Annotated in this window: 16 protein-coding genes and 1 riboswitch; of the genes, 9 read left to right on the forward strand and 7 right to left on the reverse strand. The window is 71.8% G+C overall.

The window, feature by feature from the left end; genetic code table 11:
- Positions 1–897: a hypothetical protein gene (locus ABZ822_RS04860; protein WP_360846742.1), complete on the forward strand. Its 897-nt coding sequence runs from the start codon at positions 1–3 to the stop codon at positions 895–897.
- Between the two features lie 57 nt (positions 898–954).
- Here the strand turns inward: ABZ822_RS04860 and ABZ822_RS04865 are convergent, their stop codons facing one another.
- The gene (locus ABZ822_RS04865) at positions 955–1,797 is read right to left on the reverse strand and encodes an AraC family transcriptional regulator (protein WP_360846744.1); all 843 of its coding nucleotides are present in this window, start codon (positions 1,795–1,797) and stop codon (positions 955–957) included.
- 49 nt (positions 1,798–1,846) lie between these two features.
- Between ABZ822_RS04865 and ABZ822_RS04870 the strand changes: the two genes are divergently transcribed.
- From ABZ822_RS04870 to ABZ822_RS04890, 5 genes are all read left to right on the forward strand, one after another.
- Positions 1,847–2,278, forward strand: a complete 432-nt coding sequence (locus ABZ822_RS04870) for a DUF2000 domain-containing protein (RefSeq protein ID WP_360846746.1) — start codon at positions 1,847–1,849, stop codon at positions 2,276–2,278.
- 236 nt (positions 2,279–2,514) lie between these two features.
- Positions 2,515–3,621 (forward strand): 23S rRNA (adenine(2503)-C(2))-methyltransferase RlmN, encoded by a 1,107-nt coding sequence (gene rlmN / locus ABZ822_RS04875; RefSeq protein ID WP_360846748.1) that lies wholly within the window; start codon positions 2,515–2,517, stop codon positions 3,619–3,621.
- A 31-nt stretch (positions 3,622–3,652) separates the two neighbouring features.
- Positions 3,653–3,762: riboswitch (TPP riboswitch) on the forward strand.
- A complete protein-coding gene (locus tag ABZ822_RS04880) occupies positions 3,758–4,828 on the forward strand; it encodes a thiamine ABC transporter substrate-binding protein (RefSeq protein WP_360846750.1) in 1,071 nt (356 codons plus the stop codon). It overlaps the preceding riboswitch by 5 nt.
- 71 nt (positions 4,829–4,899) lie before the next feature.
- Positions 4,900–6,534, forward strand: coding sequence for an iron ABC transporter permease (locus ABZ822_RS04885; protein ID WP_360846752.1), 1,635 nt, complete (start codon positions 4,900–4,902; stop codon positions 6,532–6,534).
- Complete coding sequence (locus tag ABZ822_RS04890; RefSeq protein ID WP_360846754.1) at positions 6,535–7,566, forward strand: ABC transporter ATP-binding protein; 1,032 nt, start codon at positions 6,535–6,537, stop codon at positions 7,564–7,566. It abuts the gene before it with no gap.
- A 41-nt stretch (positions 7,567–7,607) separates the two neighbouring features.
- Here ABZ822_RS04890 and ABZ822_RS04895 read toward each other — a convergent pair whose 3' ends face one another.
- The 4 genes from ABZ822_RS04895 to ABZ822_RS04910 all read right to left on the reverse strand — a co-directional run bounded on the left by ABZ822_RS04895 (position 7,608) and on the right by ABZ822_RS04910 (position 13,065).
- Entirely contained in the window at positions 7,608–8,816 is a 1,209-nt protein-coding gene (locus ABZ822_RS04895; RefSeq protein ID WP_360846756.1) for a hypothetical protein, read from the reverse strand.
- Complete coding sequence (locus tag ABZ822_RS04900; RefSeq protein WP_360846758.1) at positions 8,798–9,526, reverse strand: ATP-binding cassette domain-containing protein; 729 nt, start codon at positions 9,524–9,526, stop codon at positions 8,798–8,800. Before ABZ822_RS04900 ends, ABZ822_RS04895 begins: the two co-directional genes overlap by 19 nt.
- A 219-nt stretch (positions 9,527–9,745) precedes the next feature.
- Complete coding sequence (locus ABZ822_RS04905; protein WP_360846760.1) at positions 9,746–11,386, reverse strand: thiamine pyrophosphate-binding protein; 1,641 nt, start codon at positions 11,384–11,386, stop codon at positions 9,746–9,748.
- A 203-nt stretch (positions 11,387–11,589) separates the two neighbouring features.
- Positions 11,590–13,065, reverse strand: coding sequence for a sodium:solute symporter (locus ABZ822_RS04910; protein ID WP_360846762.1), 1,476 nt, complete (start codon positions 13,063–13,065; stop codon positions 11,590–11,592).
- Positions 13,066–13,210: 145 nt separating this feature from the next.
- Between ABZ822_RS04910 and ABZ822_RS04915 the strand changes: the two genes are divergently transcribed.
- Positions 13,211–14,803: a PucR family transcriptional regulator gene (locus ABZ822_RS04915; protein WP_360846764.1), complete on the forward strand. Its 1,593-nt coding sequence runs from the start codon at positions 13,211–13,213 to the stop codon at positions 14,801–14,803.
- A 144-nt stretch (positions 14,804–14,947) separates the two neighbouring features.
- Here the strand turns inward: ABZ822_RS04915 and ABZ822_RS04920 are convergent, their stop codons facing one another.
- Positions 14,948–16,327 carry an aspartate aminotransferase family protein gene (locus tag ABZ822_RS04920; protein WP_360846766.1) on the reverse strand — a complete coding sequence of 460 codons (1,380 nt, stop codon included), beginning with the start codon at positions 16,325–16,327 and terminating at the stop codon, positions 14,948–14,950.
- Positions 16,312–16,785 (reverse strand): Lrp/AsnC family transcriptional regulator, encoded by a 474-nt coding sequence (locus ABZ822_RS04925; protein ID WP_360846768.1) that lies wholly within the window; start codon positions 16,783–16,785, stop codon positions 16,312–16,314. The genes ABZ822_RS04920 and ABZ822_RS04925 overlap by 16 nt, the downstream gene beginning before the upstream one ends.
- A gap of 178 nt (positions 16,786–16,963) precedes the next feature.
- Here ABZ822_RS04925 and ABZ822_RS04930 point away from each other — a divergent pair, with 178 nt between their 5' ends.
- Positions 16,964–18,400: a gamma-aminobutyraldehyde dehydrogenase gene (locus ABZ822_RS04930; RefSeq protein WP_360846770.1), complete on the forward strand. Its 1,437-nt coding sequence runs from the start codon at positions 16,964–16,966 to the stop codon at positions 18,398–18,400.
- Between the two features lie 120 nt (positions 18,401–18,520).
- On the forward strand, positions 18,521–19,720 hold the full coding sequence (locus ABZ822_RS04935) for a spermidine/putrescine ABC transporter substrate-binding protein (RefSeq protein ID WP_360846772.1): 1,200 nt from the start codon (positions 18,521–18,523) through the stop codon (positions 19,718–19,720).
- Positions 19,721–19,731: the final 11 nt, after the last annotated feature.

The following is a 19,731-nucleotide window of genomic DNA, read 5'->3' on the forward strand; positions in this document are numbered from 1 at the left end:
ATGCTGCTTGCGTTATCCCTGACGGGAATGTCGCCCCATGTCGTCAGTGCTCTCATCTCGGGAGTCGTGGCCCTGCTCGTCTCCGTGGTGGGTCCGTCCCTGAAGCACGGATTCGACAAGCGCTTCCTGCGGCGGAAACTCGAATTGGAGTACCGGTACGAGCAGCAGAAGAACCTGCGCGACCACATCGCCCGTTTCAAGGGACTGTTTCTCGAGACGGGCGGAAGCCTGAGCGGCCGCATGTGGAACTTCTACAAGAACGAATCCCAGGGCTGGCTTGCCTTCGACAGCCGTGACCTGCCCCGTGGTTACTACGTCAACTCCTTCGCCTACCGGATTCTGATCACGGTGGCCGCCTGCCGGCTGATCGAACGTCAGGCCCTGTTCTTCGACACCACGGTGGCCGCCAAGAAGGACAGGAAGTTCCTGGAGGCGATGAAGCTGAACATCGCCACGTGGACGGAGATCGAGCTCTTCGACGGGCTCGGCTACGCCAGCGACGCCACCATCGACCACATGTACCGCGACGACCTCGCCGCCATGGCGGACTCTCTGCACCAGGACGAGGCGCTCACCCCGTTCCAGAAGTTCCGTGACGACGTCGCCGGCGGGAACCGTGACTGCGTCAAGGTGTTCGAGTTCCTCAACGGGATGTGCAAGGGCGAAAGCCGGTTCCGGTTCGACCGGGTCGTCGCGGCCCATCTGGTGCTTCTGGCCACACTGAACCGATTCGGCTACGAGTACCAGAAGAAGGGGCGGGAGGAATTCCTCGACGTGGCCCGCAGATGCAACCATCCGGCGACTCTGGCGAACCTCGGGAAATCCGTCCGGGCCATGAAGCTCCATCGGGAGAGCGGATTCCGGGATCTGGTGTGGGCGATCGAACGCGCGACATGAGCGGCGGGGACCGGAACCGGAAACAGCCGACGGGGCGCGCCGGGCCCCGGGCCCCGGTCACCGTGACGTCAGCTGCTCGCCGCGGGGAGCATCCCTCGGGGCTGTGCTCGCGTGGCGGGCGTACCGTCCCGGGGCTACCCCCACCAGCCGCGTGAAGTGCCGGCTCAGATGCGCCTGGTCGTAGAAGCCCGCCGCGGCCGCCACCTCACCGGGCCGCTGCCCGTCGAGCAGCAGCCGCCGGGCCCGGTCCACCCGGCGGGCCATCAGGTACTGGTGCGGGGCGATGCCGAAGGCGGCGCTGAACGCCCGCACCAGGTGCGTGGGGTGGGCGTGCACCAGCTGCGCGGCATCGGCCAGGGTCACACCCTGGACCAGCCGTTCGTCGAGGAGTTCCCGCAGTGTGCGGGCCACGGCGCGATCGGGCCCCGGGGCGCGGGCCACGCATCGCGGTCGCAGGTGGCCGCGAAGCCGTTCCCCGACGAGGGCGAGACGGCTCTCCGCCTCCAGTTCGTCGCCCCGGCCGGCGAGGGCCGTGTGCAGCTGCCCGATGCGCCGGCGCAGGACGGGGTCGACGAGGTCCGGACCGTCCACGGCCGGGCCGATGAAGCTCTCGTCCAGCAGGGTCATGTCCAGATAGAGCACCCGCTTGCGGAAGCCCTGCGGGGTGGCGGGTGAGCCGTTGTGGGAGACGTGCGGCGGGAGCAGGGACACCGTGTCGTGCGGAGTGCCGTGCTCATGGCGATTCAGCTCGTACCGCACCGCCCCGTCGTCGACGATCAGCAGGGTCCACGCGTCGTGGACGTGCATGGGGTACGCGTGCTCGGTGAAACGGGCGTGGAAGACCTCCACGACGCCCGCGACCTGCGGCCGCCATGCGGAGATGTCCTGCCGGACCACCATGCAAAGAACGTACAAGACGCGACGGCGGTGCGGACGCCAGCCTGGAAGCATGACGACCGAGAACGAGCCCGTACGGTTCGACACCAAGATCGCCGTCCTGCTGCGTGACGACCTGGAGCCCTGGCAGCGACTCAACGTGACCGCGTTCCTGGTGAGCGGCCTCGGCACGGAGGCCCCCGAGGTGATCGGCGAGTCCTACGCGGACGCGGACGGCACCGCCTACCTGCCGATGTTCCGCCAGCCTGTCCTGGTTTTCGAGGGGACGAAGGAGATGCTGACCGCCGCGCACGGCCGGGCCCTGTCCCGCGCGCTTCCCTGCGCGGTGTTCACCTCCGACCTCTTCACCACCGGCAACGACCGGGACAATCGCGCGGCGGTGCGAGCGGTGCCGAAGGACCGGCTGGATCCGGTGGGCCTCGCTGTGTACGGGGCGCGCAACGCGGTGGACAAGGTGCTGAAGGGTGCCCGGATGCACCCCTGAGGAGTGCCGGGGGGTGACCGGTCTCCCACCGCTCCGGCCTGCGGGCGCCCCAGCGGGTGTGCGGACGGGTGCGGTCCCACGGACAACCCCGTGTGACGAAGTCGGGCGCGGGCAGATCGCGACGGTTCCCGATGGGGCAGGTGCGACAGAGAACCACTGCGAGTGACCGGTCTCCCACCGGTCCCTTACGGCTCCGGCCTGGGGCTCGGTAGTTGATCTGCCACACTGGTGCAGTTATGCCTGCACCCGGAGAACTCACCTTCGTCGCGCCGCGCGGGGCCAAGAAGCCGCCGCGGCACCTTGCCGATCTCACGCCCGCCGAGCGCCGTGACGCCGTGGCCGCGCTCGGGGAGAAGCCGTTCCGCGCCGGTCAGGTGTCGCGTCACTACTTCGCCCGCTACACCGACGACCCCGCGGCCTGGACCGACATCCCCGCCGCCGCGCGCGAGAAGCTGGCGACCGGGCTGCTGCCCGAGCTGATGTCCGTGGTGCGGCACATCTCCTGCGACGACGACACGACCCGTAAGACGCTGTGGCGGCTCTTCGACGGCACGCTCGTCGAGTCCGTGCTGATGCGCTATCCCGACCGGGTCACCATGTGCATCTCCTCGCAGGCCGGCTGCGGCATGAACTGCCCGTTCTGCGCGACCGGGCAGGCCGGGCTCGACCGCAACCTCTCCACCGCCGAGATCGTGCACCAGATCGTCGACGGCATGCGGGCGCTGCGCGACGGTGAGATCCCCGGGGGCCCGGCGCGGCTGTCCAACATCGTCTTCATGGGCATGGGCGAGCCGCTCGCCAACTACAACCGCGTCGTCGGCGCCATCCGCCGCCTCACCGACCCCGAGCCCGACGGCCTGGGTCTCTCGCAGCGCGGCATCACCGTCTCCACCGTCGGCCTCGTGCCCGCGATGCTGCGCTTCGCCGACGAGGGCTTCAAGTGCCGTCTCGCGGTGTCCCTGCACGCCCCCGACGACGAGCTGCGCGACACCCTCGTCCCGGTCAACACCCGCTGGAAGGTCCGCGAAGTCCTCGACGCGGCATGGGAGTACGCGGAGAAGTCCGGCCGCCGGATCTCCATCGAGTACGCCCTGATCCGGGACATCAACGACCAGGCGTGGCGGGGCGATCTGCTCGGCCGGCTCCTGAAGAACCGCCGGGTGCACGTCAACCTCATCCCGCTCAACCCGACCCCCGGGTCGAAGTGGACCGCCTCCCGTCCCGAGGACGAGCGGGCCTTCGTCGCCGCGATCGAGGCGCACGGTGTGCCCGTGACCGTACGGGACACCCGGGGGCAGGAGATCGACGGCGCCTGCGGGCAGCTCGCCGCCACCGAGCGCTGACCGCGCTGGTAGCGTGCATTCGTACAAATGAACACTCCGACAGGGGAGCGCAGCGAGCGCTGAGAGTGCGGCCGTACGACGCCGCAGACCCTCGGACCTGATCCGGGTCATACCGGCGTAGGGAGTCAGCCAGACGATGAACACCAACCTTCGGCGTGCCATGGGCGCGGTGCTGATCGGCGCGCTCGGTGTCCCGGCACTGGCCGCGTGCGGCGGTTCGGACGACGACGGCGGCAAGGCCGGGGACCGCAGGACGGTCACTCTGGTCACTCACGACTCGTTCGAGGCGTCGTCGGCGGTCCTCAAGCAGTTCACCAAGGAGACCGGTTACAAGGTCGAGGTGCTGCGCGGCGGTGACGCCGGTTCGGCGGTGAACCAGGCCGTCCTCTCCAAGGACAACCCGCAGGGCGACGTCTTCTTCGGCGTCGACAACACCCTGCTCTCCCGGGCGCTCGACGCCGGGCTGTTCACCCCGTACGAGGCGAAGGACCTGGAGAAGGTCCCGGCCGCGCTCCGGCTCGACGGCGACCGGCACCGCGTCACCCCGGTCGACAGCGGCGACATCTGCGTCAACTACGACCGGAAGTACTTCGCCGACAAGAAGCTCGCGCCGCCGCGGACGTACGCGGACCTGCTCAAGCCCGCGTACAAGAACCTCCTGGTCACCGAGAACGCCGCCACCTCGTCCCCGGGGCTCGGCTTCCTCCTCGGCACGGCCGCGTCCACGGGGGACTGGGAGGACTACTGGAAGAAGCTGAAGGCCAACGGCGTCGAGGTCGTCGACGGCTGGGAGCAGGCCTACTTCGACCGGTTCTCGGGCGCGGGCAAGGGCGACAAGCCGCTCGTCGTCTCCTACGCCTCCAGCCCGCCTGCCGGGGTCGTGGGGATGAAGCCGCAGCCGAAGGAGGCCCCGACCGGGGTCGCGACCGGCACGTGCTTCCGCCAGATCGAGTTCGCCGGGCTGCTGAACGGCGCGAAGAACGAGAAGGGCGGCAAGGCGCTGCTGGACTTCCTGCTGAGCAGGACGTTCCAGGAGGACGTGCCGCTGAAGATGTACGTCAACCCCGCGCGCGAGGACGCCGAGCTGCCCGAGGTGTTCACCCGGTACGGCGAGACCATCGACAAGCCCGCGACCATGGCGCCCGGGAAGATCGCCGAGAACCGTGAGCAGTGGGTCGAACAGTGGTCGTCGCTGGTCCTGAAGTAACTACCGCCAAGGCGGCGCGCGTACGGTCCCGGCCCCGTGGCCGCAAGGACACCGCGCTGCGGCTCGCGCTCATGGCCGTGCCCGTCGCCTTCTTCGGGGTCTTCTTCGGCTACCCGGTCGCCGCCATCGTCGGCCGGGGCCTCAGGGAGGGCGGGCACTGGCAGCTGGGACGGGCGGCCGAGGCACTGACCGATCCGGACGTGCTGGACGTCCTGTGGTTCACCGCCTGGCAGGCGGCCGCCTCCACCGCCCTGACCCTCGCGATCGCGCTGCCCGGTGCCTATGTCTTCGCCCGCTTCGCCTTCCCCGGCAAGGAGGTGCTGCGGGCGGTCGTGGTCGTGCCGTTCGTGCTGCCCACGGTCGTCGTCGGCTCGGCGTTCCTCGCGCTGCTGGGGCGCGGCGGCATGCTCGACGAGCTGTGGGGTTTCCGTCTGGACACCACGGTCTGGGCGATCCTCCTCGCCCATGTCTTCTTCAACTACGCGGTCGTGGTCCGCACCGTCGGCGGGCTGTGGGCGCAGCTCGACCCGCGCCAGGAGGAGGCCGCCCGGGTCCTGGGCGCGAGCCGCTTCGCGGCCTGGCGGCGGGTGACCCTGCCCGCGCTGGCGCCCTCCGTCGCTGCCGCGTCCCTCATGGTGTTCCTCTTCACCTTCACCTCCTTCGGCGCCGTGCAGATCCTCGGCGGGCCGCGCTACGCGACGCTGGAGGTGGAGATCTACCGCCGGACCGCGCAGTTCCTCGATCTGCCGACGGCCGCCGTCCTCACCCTCGTCCAGTTCGCCGCGGTCGCCGCCATCCTCGCGCTGCACGCCTGGACCGTGCGGCGGCGGGAGTCCGCGCTCGCGCTCGTGGACGCGGCACGCACGGCGCGGCGCCCGGAGGGGCCCGGCCAGTGGGCGCTGCTCGCCGGGGTGCTCGCCGTGGTGGCCGTTCTGATCCTGCTGCCCCTCGGCATCCTCGTCGAACGCTCCCTCGCCGGGCCCGGGGGATACGGGTTCACCTTCTACCGGGCCCTGCAGTCGTCGGCCGCGGGCGGCGGCACGTTCCTCGTCCCGCCGCTGGAGGCCGTCTGGAACTCCCTGCGGTACGCGGCCGCCGCCACGGCCATCGCCCTGGTGATCGGCGGGCTCGCAGCGGCCGCGCTGACCCGGCGTGCCGGTCGGTTCGTACGGGGCTTCGACGCGCTGCTCATGCTGCCGCTCGGCACCTCCGCCGTGACCGTCGGCTTCGGCTTCCTCATCGCCCTGGACGAGCCGCCGCTCGATCTGCGCTCCTCCTGGCTGCTGGTGCCGCTGGCCCAGGCGCTGGTCGGCGTGCCCTTCGTCGTACGGACCATGCTGCCCGTGCTGCGCGCCGTCGACGAGCGGCTGCGGGAGGCGGCCGCCGTCCTCGGCGCCTCGCCGTTGCGCGCCTGGCGCGAGGTGGACCTGCCGCTGGTGCGCAGGGCGCTGCTGGTGGCGGCGGGCTTCGCGTTCGCGGTGTCGCTGGGGGAGTTCGGCGCGACGGTGTTCATCGCCCGGCCCGACAGCCCGACGCTGCCGGTGGCCGTGGCGCGTTTCCTCGGGCGTGCGGGCGAGCTCAACTACGGGCAGGCGATGGCCCTGAGCACCATCCTCATGCTGGTCTGCGCGGCCGCGCTGCTGACGCTGGAGCGCATCGCCCCGCGCATCACCGGGGCACCGGACGACCGCCCGGGAGGGTTCTAGATGTCCCTGCTGCGACTGGAGGGCGTGACCGTACGCTTCGGCGGCCGCGTGGCGCTGGACTCGGTGGACCTGGAGGTCGGCGCCCACGAGACGGTGTGCGTCCTCGGGCCCAGCGGCAGCGGCAAGTCCACCCTGCTGCGGGTGGTCGCCGGGCTGCAACGGGCCGACGCCGGACGGGTGTTGCTGGCCGGACGAGACCAGAGCGGGGTGCCCGCGCACCGGCGCGGAGTGGGCCTGATGTTCCAGGACCACCAGCTCTTCCCGCAGCGTGACGTGGGCGGCAACGTCGCCTTCGGGCTGCGGATGCGCGGCACCCCGCGCTCCGAACAGCGTCGTACGGTCGAGGAGTTGCTGGATCGCGTGGGGCTGCCGGGGGCACAGCGCCGGGCGGTCGCGACGCTGTCGGGCGGCGAACAGCAGCGTGTGGCGCTCGCCCGTGCCCTCGCGCCCGAGCCGAAGCTGCTGATGCTCGACGAGCCGCTGGGCCAGCTCGACCGCACCCTGCGGGAGCGCCTGGTCGTCGAACTGCGCGAGCTCTTCGGCCGGTTGGGGACCACGGTGCTGGCCGTCACCCATGACCAGGGGGAGGCGTTCGCACTCGCCGACCGGGTGGTGGTGATGCGGGACGGCCGGATCGAGCAGACCGGGACACCGCTGGAGGTGTGGCAGCGTCCGGCCTCGGAGTTCGTCGCCCGCTTCCTCGGCTTCGACAACGTGGTCCCGGCGACCGTACGAGGCGAGGCCGCGGAGACCCCGTGGGGCACGATCCCCGTACCGCCCGGGACCGCCGACGGGACGTGCCGCCTGCTCGTCAGGCCCGCGGGCGTCCGTCTCGTCCCGGTCGCCGAGGGACTGCCGTGCACGGTCACGGCCCGCACCTTCCGCGGCAACCACGTCGCGCTGCTGCTCCAGCCGGAGGGCGGGCCGCGCCTGGAGGCCGCTTGCGCCCTGCGCGACGCCCCGGAACCGGGCGCGACCGTGGGGGCCGCCTTCCGGAGCGAGGACGTCATGGCGCTGCCCTCCGCCGACTGACGAGACGTCGGCGAAGGGCAGCGGGGGTCAGGCGGCCGGGGTCACCCGGAGAGGGGCAGCGCGGCTAGTTCGGCCACGGCCCAGGCGATGGGCACGAGGACGGCGGCCATCACCAGTCCGCGCAGCGCGGCCGCGCGGCGCAGCAGCGACGGCGAGGCCCCGATCCGCAGCAGCGCCGCCGTCGTGTCGGTCCGGGCGCCCTTGGTCTCGAGGGCGACGGTGAGGACGGTCGCCGTGGCGCAGGCCATGACCAGAGCCGCACCGACCCCGGTCAGCGGTCCGAACGGGCGGTCGCCGGTCGAGTCGAGCGCCGTGCCGTAGAGCTGGGTGGCGGCCATGGCGCCGGAGGCGACCGCGCACAGGACACCGAGCGGGCGGCCCAGGCGCGTCGACTCCTCCTGCAGGACGCGTCCGGACAGCAGCCGCAGCGCGCCCGGCTTGCCCGAGGCCAGCAGCTTGCCGCACAGGTGGGTCAGGCCCGGGCACGCCAGGACGAGCCCGATCACGATCAGCACCCAGCCGCCGACGACACCCGCCGGGATGGTGTCCAGACGGCCCGGCAGCGGCAGCAGTCTGTCGGAGGAGGCCGGGGTGGTCCGCGCCGCGTACGAGCCGAGCGCGATGCCGGCCGCCGTCAGCGCGACACCCCACGGCAGGCCCGCCGAGACGGTTGAGCTGGCGGACGCGGGCGCCCCCTCGGCCGCCGCGGGACGGCTGGGCTCCGGTGAGTTGTCGGGTGCGGGCTTGCGGGGACGCAGGGCGATGGCGGTCGTCACGCCGGAGAGCGCCGGCACGACGAAGAGCAGCGTCACCAGACCGGCGTACGGCAGCGTGTGCCCGGCGCCGAGCATGTCCGCCACCCCGGGGTACGGGGAGCGGCCGATGTCGCCGCGCAGTCCCAGGAAGGCGACCAGCGCGAACACGCTGCCCAGCGTGCAGGACACGGCCGTCGACACCGCCGCCAGCAGCGCCAGCCCGACCGGGCCGAGCCCGACGGACGACAGCCCGGGCTGCGTACGGGCCGCCGGGTCCGTCCGGGCCACGGCGACGGAGAGCTGGACGACGGCGGCGATCGGGACGATGCACCACAGGAGGCGGACGGCCGAACCGGCTGCCTGCTCGGGGTGCGCGAGTGCGTGGCCGAGGGCGGACAGCAGCAGGAAGCCGACGCCGGCGGAGGCCGCGGCGACCATCAGCCGCCGCAGCAGGACGAGGGGATGGGTGCCGCGGGCTAGACGGAGAGCGAGCACTCGGCTCTACCCTCCTTGTCCGGATTGGGGATGGCGCCGACCCGGCGGCCGTCCACCAGCGCGACGGTACGGTCCGCGAGCGCGGCCACCTCGGCGTCGTGGGTGGCGAGCACGACGGTGATGTTGTGCGAGCGCGCGGCCGTGGTGAGGGTGCGCAGCACATGGGCGCGGTCGGCGCGGTGCAGCGGCGCGGAGGGCTCGTCGGCGAAGAGCACGGACGGCTCGGAGGTGAGCGCCCGCGCGATGGCGATGCGCTGCCGCTGGGCCTGGAGCATCGCGGACGGCCGCTTGCGGGCGGCCTCCCCGACGTCGAGGCGGTCCAGCCACTCCAGGGCGGCGGTCTTCGCGGTCCGGTGCGGGGTGCCGCGCAGCAGCAGCGGAAGGGCCGCGTTCTCCCAGCCGGTCAGCTCGGGCACGAGCTGCGGCTCGGTGTCGATCCAGCCGAACCGGTCCCGGCGCAGCCGCTCGCGCCCCCCGGGGCCGAGCGTGTGCACCGGGGCGCTGTTGAACCAGACCTCACCGCTCTGGGGGGCCAACTGGCCCGCCAGGCACCGCAGCAGCGTGGTCTTCCCGCTGCCGCGCGGCCCGGTGACGGCGAGGATCTCGCCTTCCCGCACACCGACGGAGACACCGGCGAGTGCGGGTGTCTCGCCGTGCGCATAGTGCAGGGAACGTGCCCAGAGCACGTCGTTGTCCGGTGGGGCCTCCATGGCGAACACCTCGGCTTGGTTGCGACAGTCCGTTCCCCTGGCCGGGTGAACGAACATGAGCCCAATCGGTCACTTGGCACCGTAAGGACTCGGCCGCGCGCGACGCGGCGCGCGCGCCCCGGGTCGGCTGATGTTCCTTCGAAAGGCTCATATGAACCGATGGTGTTCACTCCGTCCGGCCGAACCCGTCCGAACGCGGCCATGCCCCGTGCCGGAGGGTCAGGTCGGGTCCGCGAGGTGCGTGGGGGCGAACATCCGCAGCAGGGCCGGGAGGACGACGACCGAAGGGCCCGGGGTGCCGAGGGCTGCGGCCAGGTCGGTGGCGAGCCGGTCCGGGGCGGACCGCAGGGCGGGGACGCCGAAGGACTCGGCCAGGGCGGCGAAGTCGGGGCGGGCCAGCTCGGTCGCGGTGGCCTCGCCGAAGGCGTCGGTCATGTACTCACGGAGGATGCCGTAACCGCCGTCGTCGACGATCAGCCATGTGACGGGGAGGCCGTACTGGCGTGCCGTGGCCAGTTCGGCGATCGAGTACATGGCACCGCCGTCGCCGGAGACGGCCAGCACCGGCGTCGACGGGTCCGCCGCGGCGGCGCCGAGCGCGGCCGGGAAGCCGTAGCCGAGGCCGCCCGCGCCCTGGGCGGTGTGCATCGCGCCCGCCCGGGGGTCGAAGGCGGACCACGCCCAGTAGGCCAGGATCGTCATGTCCCAGAAGCTGGGTGAGCCGTCGGGCAGCGCGTCGCGCACGGCGGTGAGGACCTGCTGCTCCAGCTCCAGGCCCTGGGCGGCGACACGGTCCCGGACCCGGGTCAGCAGCTCCGCCGCCTCCTTGGCGGCGCTGCCCTCGGGGCGCCGCCCGACCGCGTCCGCGAGCGCTTCGAGGGCGAGCCGGGCGTCGGCGTGGAGGCCGAGGGCCGGGTGGTTGGACTCCAGCTTGCCGAGGTCCGCCTCGATCTGGACCACCCGGCCGCGGGGGCGGAACGTGTGGTAGTTCGAGGAGAGTTCGCCCAGTCCCGAGCCGGCGACGAGGAGGACGTCGGCGTCCTCCAGGAAGTCGGTGGTGTACCGGTCCTCCAGCCACGACTGGAGCGACAGGCGGTGCTCCCAGGGGAAGGCGCCCTTGCCGCCGAAGGTCGTGGCCACGGGAGCGTCCAGCTTCTCCGCCAGCGCGCGCAGGGCTGCCTGCGCCCCCGCGCGGACGACCCCGCCCCCCGCGAGGATCACCGGCCGCTCCGCACCGTCCAGCAACTCCGCCGCGGCCGCGACCAGTTCGGCGCGGGGCGCGAGAGGGCGCGGCTCGGCGCTCAGCGACTCGACGGGCGGTACGGACGTGGGCGCGAGCAGCACGTCCTGCGGGATCTCCACCCACACCGGGCCGCTGGGCGCCTCCAGGGCCGACGCCCAGGCGGCGGCGAGCGCCGAGGGGATCTGCGAGGCCGTACGGACGGTGTGCACCGACTTCACCACATCGCGGAACGACGCCTTCTGGTCGGTGAGTTCGTGCAGATAGCCATGGCGCCCGCCGCCCAGTCCCGCGGTGGGCACCTGGCTGCTGATGCCGAGCACCGGCGCCGACGCGGCGGCCGACTCCTGCAGCGCCGCGAGGGTCATCAGGGCGCCGGGGCCGGTCGACACCAGCAGCGGTGCGACCCGGCCCGTCGCCCGGGCGTAGGCGTCGGCAGCGAAGCCGGCGTTGTTCTCGACCCGCAGGCCGACGTACTCGAGCGAGGAGCGGCGCAGCGCGTCGAACGTGCCGAGCGCGTGCTGCCCCGGCAGTCCGAACACGGTGCCGGCGCCGAGCGCGGCGAGGGACTCGACGACGACGTCGCCGCCGTTCCGCGGGGGACGCTGGGCGCTGCTCATGGAGGTGGTGGTGCCTTTCATCGGGGGGTGTCGTTCCGTGGCGCGCAGACGTGGGGACGGGGGTCACTCCCGTCATTCCGCGGCCGGTCGGACGTGCGAAGCGAGAAGTGGGGCGTGCGGTGCCCGCTCGGGGGCTGAGGGCACCGCACGCTCCCGGCCCCCCGGGAGCGGGGGCCGTTCCCTGCCGTGACCAGCGGCAGGGGTTACGCGCCCGCCGTGGCGGGGGATGCCTCGGCGGACACGTCGGCCGGTGTCTCGCCCGCGAGGCGGGCGCGCCAGGCGGCGAGGACGGCGGCGTCGGTGGGCTTGGTGGCGAGGGAGACCACGACGTAGGCGGCGAGCGAGGCCAGCAGGCCGTAGTACACGGGCTCGTTGGCGAGGATGCCCTTCCAGGCCATGAGCGCGACGACGGTCACGCCGCCGACGCCGACCGAGGCGAGCGCGCCCGTCCCCGTACCGCGCTTCCACAGCAGGCCGCCGAGGATGGGCACGAGCAGTCCGCCGACGAGCAGGTTGTAGGCGACGGTCAGTGCCTCGACGACGTTGTTGAGCGCGATCGAGGTGCAGATGACCGCCGCGCCCATGACGAGGATGAAGACGCGGTTGCCCTTCACCTCGTCGTGCGCCCCGCTGTCACCGCCGGGGGTCACCTTGCCGCGCAGCCGCGACCAGATGTCGTTGTTGGCCACGGTCGCGCAGGCGATGAGGGCGCCGGAGGAGGTCGACATGACGGCCGACAGCGCGGCGGCCAGCACCAGCCCCTTCACCCCGATCGGCAGGGCGTCCCTGACGATGGTGGCGAACGCGTCGTCGGGGCTGCCGAGGTTCGGGTAGAGCACCTTGGCCGCGGTGCCGATGACCGCGCCCGCCACCGCGTAGGCCAGGCAGTAGACGCCCGCGGCCGTGCCGCCGAGCTTGGCGACCTTGTCGCCGCGGGCGGTGAACACCCGCTGCCAGATGTCCTGGCCGATGAGCATGCCGAACGAGTAGATCAGCACGTAGGTGAAGACCGTCTGGCCGCCGATGCTCATCGGCGAGAAGTAGTCGTCGGGCAGTTCGGCGGCCATCTTCGAGAAGCCGCCCGCCTTGACCACCGCGATGGGCAGGAGCAGGAGCAGCACACCGATCGTCTTGACCACGAACTGCACCATGTCGGTCAGGGTGATCGACCACATGCCGCCCAGCGTCGAATAGGCGACCACGATCGTCCCGCCCAGGATGATCGCCAGGAACCGCTCGAGCCCGAAGATCACGTCGAAGATGGTGGCGTAGGCGATGGTGGAGGTGACCGCGAGCATCAGGGTGTAGGACCACATCACGATCCCCGAGATGAGACCGGACGAGCCGCCGTAGCGCAGGTCCAGCATCTGGCTGACCGTGTAGACCTTCAGCCGGGCGATCCGCGCCGAGAAGAAGATGCTCAGCGCCAGCAGCCCGAGGCCGATGGCGATCACCATCCACGCGCCGGACAGCCCGTGCTGGTAGCCCAGGCCCACGCCGCCGATGGTGGAGGCGCCGCCGAGCACGATGGCGGCCATCGTGCCGGAGTACATCGTCGGGCCGAGTCGCCGCCCCGCCACCAGGAATTCGCTCTTGGACTTGGCGCGGCGCATGCCCCACCAGCCCACGGCGAGCATGCCCACCAGATAGACGACGATCACCGCGTAGTCGACGGCCATGGGTGCTCCTCGGGGTCGGCTGGCTGATTCGCGGGGGGCGGCATGCCTGGGGTGAGACCTTAGGTGCCGTCGAGGAGGCCGAGAAGTGTACGTTTCCTCCACCAGGAGCCCCTGGACCGTACGAACCATCCATAGGGATCCGGCCATGTCCGAGCTGACGCCGCCCACCGTGCCCGTACCGCTGTCGCTGCTCCTGGAGCAGCCGGACCTCGGCCTGCGCCAGGTCGCGGGCCCGCGCGAGGACCGTCCGGTGTACGCGGTCCACACCAGCGAGATGGAGGACCCGGTCCCGTATCTGCTGGGCGGGGAGATGCTGCTCAGCGCCGGGGTGCACTGCCCGGACACCGAGGGCACCGGGGCCTACTGGGACGGGTACGTGTCCAGGACGGTGGAGGCGGGCGCGGCGGCGCTCGGCTTCGGTATCGCGCCCGTGCACGACACCGTCCCGCCCGCGCTGGCCGGGGCCTGCGACCTCCACGGGCTGCCCCTGGTCGAGGTACCGCGGGAGACCACGTTCACGGCGGTGGCCCGCGCGATGTGGCAGGCGTCGGCCGAGCGCCGCCACCACGAGCTGCGCCGGCTGACCGAGGCGCAGCAGGCCCTCGCCGGCGCGGCGGCCAGGGCGCACCCCGTCCCCGCCGTCCTGCGGCAGCTCGCGCAGCGCCTCGGCGGCTGGGCGGTCCTGTTCGGGCCGGACGGGACGGAGCTGTCCGCCGCCGGCACCCGGCCCGCTTCCGCGGTGGACGCGGCGTTGCCGGCGCTGGCCGCGCGGCTCCGCTCCGGCCGCCTGTCCTCCGCGTCCGACACCGTGGCCGGGCCGGACGGTCAACTGCACTTGAGCGTGTACGGACTGCCGGGCCCGGCCCCGGCGGGCGGCCGTCTCGCCCTCGGGGTGTGCGCGGCCCACCGGGACGCGGTCGACGGCGCCATCGCGGGCGTCGCGGTCGTCCTGCTCTCCCTGCTGACCGGCGCGCGTACGGCGGGTGCGGGCGCCGGGCGTACGGCGGCCCTGGTGCGGCTGATGCTCGGCGCCGCACCGGAGGCCGTGGCGCCGCTGCTCCTGGCCTCCGGGCGGGATCCGCGGTCCCCGGCGGGGGACGCGGCGTCCGGTGAGCGCGGGGCCACGAGCCGTACGGCGACGGGGAGTTCGGAGGAGAACGGCGGGCCGGTCGTATGGACGGTGGTGCGCGGACGGCGCCGCGGGCGGGCGCGGGCGGGCGAGGCCCTGTGGGCGGCCGAACTCGCCGCGGGCCTGCGGACCTCGCTCATCGACGTGGACGGTGACGAGTTGAGCGCCCTCGTCCCGGGCGCCGAGCCGGTGACGGCCCAGGCGGGCTGGACGCTGGGCGCGGGATCCCCCGTGCCCGCGGACGAACTCGCCCGCGGCGAAGCCGGGGCGGAGCGCGCCCTGCGCCGCGCCCTGGCCGAACGCGCCCCGCTCGTACGGCACCGGGACGACACCGCGGCCGGGGTGGACTCACTCGTGGCGCCCGGCGAGGCCCGCGCGCTCGCCCGCACGCGGCTCGCTCCGCTGACCGCCGCCCACGCCCTGACCGAGACGCTCCGCACCTGGCTGTCCCTGCACGGGAGTTGGGACCGTACGGCCGTGGCGCTCGGGGTGCACCGCAACACCGTGCGGCAGCGGATCGCCCGTGCGGCGGAGCTGCTGGAGGCGGACCTCGGAGATCCGGACGTCCGCATGGAGCTGTGGTTCGCGCTCAAATGGCTCGAAACCTGATGCCGGGCGAACCCTGATGCCGGGCGAACTTCGTTCCTGATGCCGGGCGAACCGGCGCCAGGAAAGGCGTCGGCCCTCCCCCGCGGAGGGATGAGGCCGCGGGGAAGGGCCGGACCGTGGGCAGCCGGGCGCCGGGCGGTCGGGTCAGATCTTGGTCCAGGCCTCGGTGAGGACCTGGCGGATGATCTGCTCGATCTCGTCGAACGTCGACTGGTCCGAGATCAGCGGCGGCGAGAGCTGGATGACCGGGTCGCCGCGGTCGTCGGCACGGCAGTACAGCCCGTACTCGAACAGCTTCTTGGACACGAAGCCGTAGAGGATCCGCTCCGACTCCTCGTCGGTGAAGGACTCCTTGGTCGCCTTGTCCTTGACCAGCTCGATGCCGTAGAAGAAGCCGTTGCCGCGGACGTCGCCGACGATCGGCAGGTCGTGCAGCTTCTGCAGGGTCCGCAGGAACGCCGGCTCCTGGTCCAGCACGTGCTGGTTGAGGCGCTCGCGCTCGAAGATGTCGAGGTTGGCCAGGGCGACCGCCGCGGAGACCGGGTGGCCGCCGAAGGTGTAGCCGTGCAGGAAGGTGTTGCCGCCCTTGTAGAAGGGCTCGGCGATGCGGTCGGAGACGATCGCGGCGCCGATGGGGGAGTAGCCCGAGGTCATGCCCTTGGCGCAGGTGATGATGTCGGGGACGTAGCCGAACTTGTCGCAGGCGAAGACGTGGCCGAGGCGGCCGAAGGCGCAGATGACCTCGTCCGAGACCAGCAGCACGTCGTACTGGTCGCAGATCTCGCGGACCCGCTGGAAGTAGCCGGGCGGGGGCGGGAAGCAGCCGCCCGCGTTCTGCACCGGCTCCAGGAAGACGGCGGCGACGGTCTCCGGGCCCTCGAAGAGGATCTGCTGCTCGATCTGGTCGGCGGCCCAGCGGCCGAACGCCTCCGGGTCGTCGCCGTGGATCGGGGCGCGGTAGATGTTGGTGTTGGGCACCTTGTGCGCGCCCGGGACCAGCGGCTCGAACGGGGCCTTGAGGGCGGGCAGTCCGGTGATGGACAGGGCGCCCTGCGGGGTGCCGTGGTAGGCCACCGCCCGTGAGATCACCTTGTACTTGGTGTGGTTGCCGGTGAGCTTGTGGTACTGCTTCGCCAGCTTCCAGGCGGTCTCGACGGCCTCACCGCCGCCGGTGGTGAAGAAGACCTTGTTCAGGTCGCCGGGGGCGAGGTTCGCCAGGCGCTCGGCGAGCTCGACGGCCTTGGGGTGCGCGTAGGACCAGACCGGGAAGAAGGCCAGCTCGGCCGCCTGCTTGGCGGCGACCTCGGCCAGCTCCTGGCGGCCGTGACCGGCCTGCACCACGAACAGGCCCGCGAGGCCGTCGAGGTACTTCCTGCCCTTGTCGTCGTAGATGTACGTGCCCTCGCCGCGGACGATCGTCGGGACGGGGGCGTTCTCGTACGACGACATGCGGGTGAAGTGCATCCACAGGTGGTCGTACGCCGTCTTGGAGAGGTCGGCGCTCATGGCTATCGGGTTCCCCATGTGTAGGTCTGCTTCTTGAGCTTGAGGTAGACGAAGCTCTCGGTGGTGCGCACGCCGGGAAGCGCGCGTATCCGCTTGTTGATCATTTCGAGAAGGTGGTCGTCGTCCTCGCAGACGACCTCCACGATGAGGTCGAAGGAGCCCGCGGTGACGACCACGTACTCGACCTCGCCCATCTCGGTCAGCGCGTCCGCCACCGGGTCGAGGTCTCCCTCGACGTTGATGCCGACCATCGCCTGGCGCCGGAAGCCCACGGTGAGCGGGTCGGTGACGGCGACGATCTGCATCACGTTCTGGTCGAGCAGCTTCTGCACGCGCTGCCTGACCGCGGCCTCGGAGAGGCCGACGGCCTTGCCGATCGCCGCGTAGGGACGCCTGCCGTCCTCCTGGAGCTGCTCGATGATCGCCAGGGAAACGGAGTCGATCGTCGCGTTGCCGTTCTTGTCTCGTGTGGCCACGGGCAACACTGTGCATGAGTAGTCGACAGTCTGGCAACTACCAAGCGATGAAATTCGTTGTTGCGATCGTTGAATATCACTGATTCCGTAGGTCGTGGGTGGCGGGTATGTCGAAAGCGTCGCCTCAGTCAGTAGGCTGGATGTCTCACCCATCGGACACCGATTAGGAGGGGTGGCAGTGACCACCGAGCTGCGTCGTCTGCGCAACTACATCGACGGGGAGTTCCGGGATGCCGCCGACGGGCGGACCACCGAGGTGGTCAATCCGGCCACAGGAGAGGTGTACGCCACCGCTCCGCTGTCCGGATCGGCGGACGTCGACGCCGCCATGGCCGCCGCCGAAGCCGCTTTCCCGGCATGGCGCGACCTCGTACCGGGCGAGCGCCAGAAGGCACTGCTCAAGATCGCGGACGCGGTCGAGGCGCGTGCCGAGGAGCTGATCGCCGCGGAGAGCGAGAACACGGGCAAGCCCATCGGACTGACCCGGTCCGAGGAGATCCCGCCCATGGTCGACCAGATCCGCTTCTTCGCGGGTGCCGCGCGGCTGCTGGAGGGCCGCTCGGCCGGCGAGTACATGGACGGTCTGACCTCGATCATCCGCCGGGAGCCGGTCGGCGTCTGCGCCCAGGTCGCCCCGTGGAACTACCCGATGATGATGGCCGTGTGGAAGTTCGCCCCGGCGCTGGCAGCGGGCAACACGGTCGTCCTGAAGCCGTCGGACACCACCCCGGCGTCCACGGTCCTGCTCGCCGAGATCATCGGCTCCGTCGTCCCCAAGGGCGTCTTCAACGTCGTCTGCGGCGACCGTGACACCGGCCGCCTGATGGTCGAGCACGAGACCCCGGCGATGGCCTCCATCACCGGCTCCGTGCGGGCCGGCATGCAGGTCGCCGAGACCGCGTCGAAGGACCTCAAGCGGGTTCACCTGGAGCTCGGCGGCAAGGCCCCGGTCGTGGTCTTCGAGGACACCGACATCCCCAAGGCCGTCGAGGACATCTCGGTCGCGGGCTTCTTCAACGCCGGCCAGGACTGCACGGCCGCGACCCGCGTCCTCGTCCACGAGTCCATCCACGACGAGTTCGTCGCCGCGCTCTCCAAGGCAGCGGCCGACACCAAGACGGGTCAGCCGGACGACGAGGACGTCCTCTTCGGCCCGCTCAACAACGCCAACCAGCTCGCCCAGGTCTCCGGGTTCATCGACCGGCTGCCCTCGCACGCCAAGGTCGAGGCGGGCGGCCACCGGGTCGGCGACAAGGGCTTCTTCTACGCCCCGACCGTCGTCTCCGGCCTGAAGCAGGACGACGAGATCATCCAGAAGGAGGTCTTCGGCCCCGTCATCACCGTCCAGAGGTTCACGGACGAGGAGCAGGCCGTCACCTACGCCAACGGCGTCGAGTACGCGCTCGCCTCCTCGGTGTGGACCAAGGACCACGGCCGCGCCATGCGGATGTCCAAGGCGCTCGACTTCGGCTGCGTGTGGATCAACACCCACATCCCGCTGGTCGCCGAGATGCCGCACGGCGGCTTCAAGAAGTCCGGCTACGGCAAGGACCTCTCGGCCTACGGCTTCGAGGACTACACCCGTATCAAGCACGTGATGACGTCCCTGGACTGAGCGGACGGTTCCTTCGCGTCAGTTGGGCGGCGCGCCCCGACACATCGTCGGGGCGCGCCGTCGCCGTTCCGGACGTACCGTCTGTTGCCGCCTCGGCATGTCCACGGCATCCTGCGGCCCATGCCGGAGATCACCGCGGCCGTCCGCCGCCTCACGCCGTCCCGCCGGTCCGTACTGCGCGCCCTGGGCGGCGGGGCCGCGGCCTCCGCCCTCGCCGGATGCGGCATCCCGGCCGCCTATGTGGCACCCGGCGACCGCGCGGTCCCCGACAGGTCCGCCGGTGACCGGCGGCTCGCCTTCGCCAACTGGCCGCTCTACATCGACGTCGACGACGACAACGAGCAACGCAGGCCCACGCTCGCGGAGTTCGAGCGGCGCACCGGCATCGCGGTGGACTACACCGAGGAGATCAACGACAACGACGAGTTCTTCGGCAAGGTCGGCCCGGCCCTGATGAACCGTCAGGACACCGGCAGGGACCTCGTGGTGATGAGCGACTGGATGTGCGGGCGCTTCGTCCGGCTGGGCTGGGTGCAGGAGATGGACCGCGCCGCGCAGCCCAACGTCACGCGCCATCTCGACCCGCTGCTCCGCGACCCGGCGTTCGACCGGGGACGCAGGCACGCCGTGCCGTGGCAGTCCGGCATCACCGGCATCGCGTACGACCGCGAGGCCCTGGGCCGGGAGATCCGCAGCACCGCCGAGCTCTTCCACGACGACCTGCGCGGCAAGGTGACGCTGCTCGCCGGACTCGACGAGGCCTTCGCCCTCCTCATGCAGGGCAACGGCGTGGACATCACCCGCTGGACGGCCGACGACTTCCACACCGTCACCGACCAGGTGCGCCGCCTGGTCTCCCGCCGCCACATACGCCGCTTCACCGGCAACGACTACATCAAGGACCTCGCCTCCGGCGACGTGCTCGCCTGCCAGGCCTACTCCGGTGACGTCATCCAGCTCCGGGCCGACCGCCCCGGCATCGAGTTCGTGGTGCCGGAGGAGGGCGCCGAGCTGTGGTCGGAGAGCCTGATGATCCCCAACCGGGCCCGCCACAAGCGCAATGCCGAGGCGCTGATCGACTACTACTACGAGCCGGAGACGGCCGCCGCGCTCGCCGCCTGGGTCAACTACGTGTGCCCGGTGCCCGCCGCCCGCGACGTCCTGGCCTCCGCCAAGGACAAGGAGACGGCCGAACTGGCCGAGGACCCCCTGATCTTCCCCGACGACGCGATGCGCACACGGCTGGCCGTGGCGCGCGACATCACCCCGCGGGAGCGCCGCGGCTTCGCCCGGGAGTGGTACGCCATCGTCGGACTGTGAACGGGCCCCGG

Source organism: Streptomyces sp. NPDC047108 (assembly GCF_040643575.1).
Taxonomy (GTDB): Bacteria; Actinomycetota; Actinomycetes; order Streptomycetales; family Streptomycetaceae; genus Streptomyces.

Bases quoted from the DNA above. Each gene is read 5' to 3' on its own strand.
- ABZ822_RS04910 (WP_360846762.1), bottom strand. From the start codon at position 13,065: ATGGCCGTCGACTACGCGGTGATCGTCGTCTATCTGGTGGGCATGCTC.
- ABZ822_RS04860 (WP_360846742.1), top strand. From the start codon at position 1: ATGCTGCTTGCGTTATCCCTGACGGGAATGTCGCCCCATGTCGTCAGT.
- ABZ822_RS04915 (WP_360846764.1), top strand. From the start codon at position 13,211: ATGTCCGAGCTGACGCCGCCCACCGTGCCCGTACCGCTGTCGCTGCTC.
- ABZ822_RS04870 (WP_360846746.1), top strand. From the start codon at position 1,847: ATGACGACCGAGAACGAGCCCGTACGGTTCGACACCAAGATCGCCGTC.
- ABZ822_RS04920 (WP_360846766.1), bottom strand. From the start codon at position 16,327: ATGGGGAACCCGATAGCCATGAGCGCCGACCTCTCCAAGACGGCGTAC.
- ABZ822_RS04880 (WP_360846750.1), top strand. From the start codon at position 3,758: ATGAACACCAACCTTCGGCGTGCCATGGGCGCGGTGCTGATCGGCGCG.
- rlmN (WP_360846748.1), top strand. From the start codon at position 2,515: ATGCCTGCACCCGGAGAACTCACCTTCGTCGCGCCGCGCGGGGCCAAG.
- ABZ822_RS04905 (WP_360846760.1), bottom strand. From the start codon at position 11,386: ATGAGCAGCGCCCAGCGTCCCCCGCGGAACGGCGGCGACGTCGTCGTC.
- ABZ822_RS04935 (WP_360846772.1), top strand. From the start codon at position 18,521: ATGCCGGAGATCACCGCGGCCGTCCGCCGCCTCACGCCGTCCCGCCGG.
- ABZ822_RS04890 (WP_360846754.1), top strand. From the start codon at position 6,535: ATGTCCCTGCTGCGACTGGAGGGCGTGACCGTACGCTTCGGCGGCCGC.
- ABZ822_RS04865 (WP_360846744.1), bottom strand. From the start codon at position 1,797: ATGGTGGTCCGGCAGGACATCTCCGCATGGCGGCCGCAGGTCGCGGGC.
- ABZ822_RS04885 (WP_360846752.1), top strand. From the start codon at position 4,900: ATGGCCGTGCCCGTCGCCTTCTTCGGGGTCTTCTTCGGCTACCCGGTC.
- ABZ822_RS04900 (WP_360846758.1), bottom strand. From the start codon at position 9,526: ATGGAGGCCCCACCGGACAACGACGTGCTCTGGGCACGTTCCCTGCAC.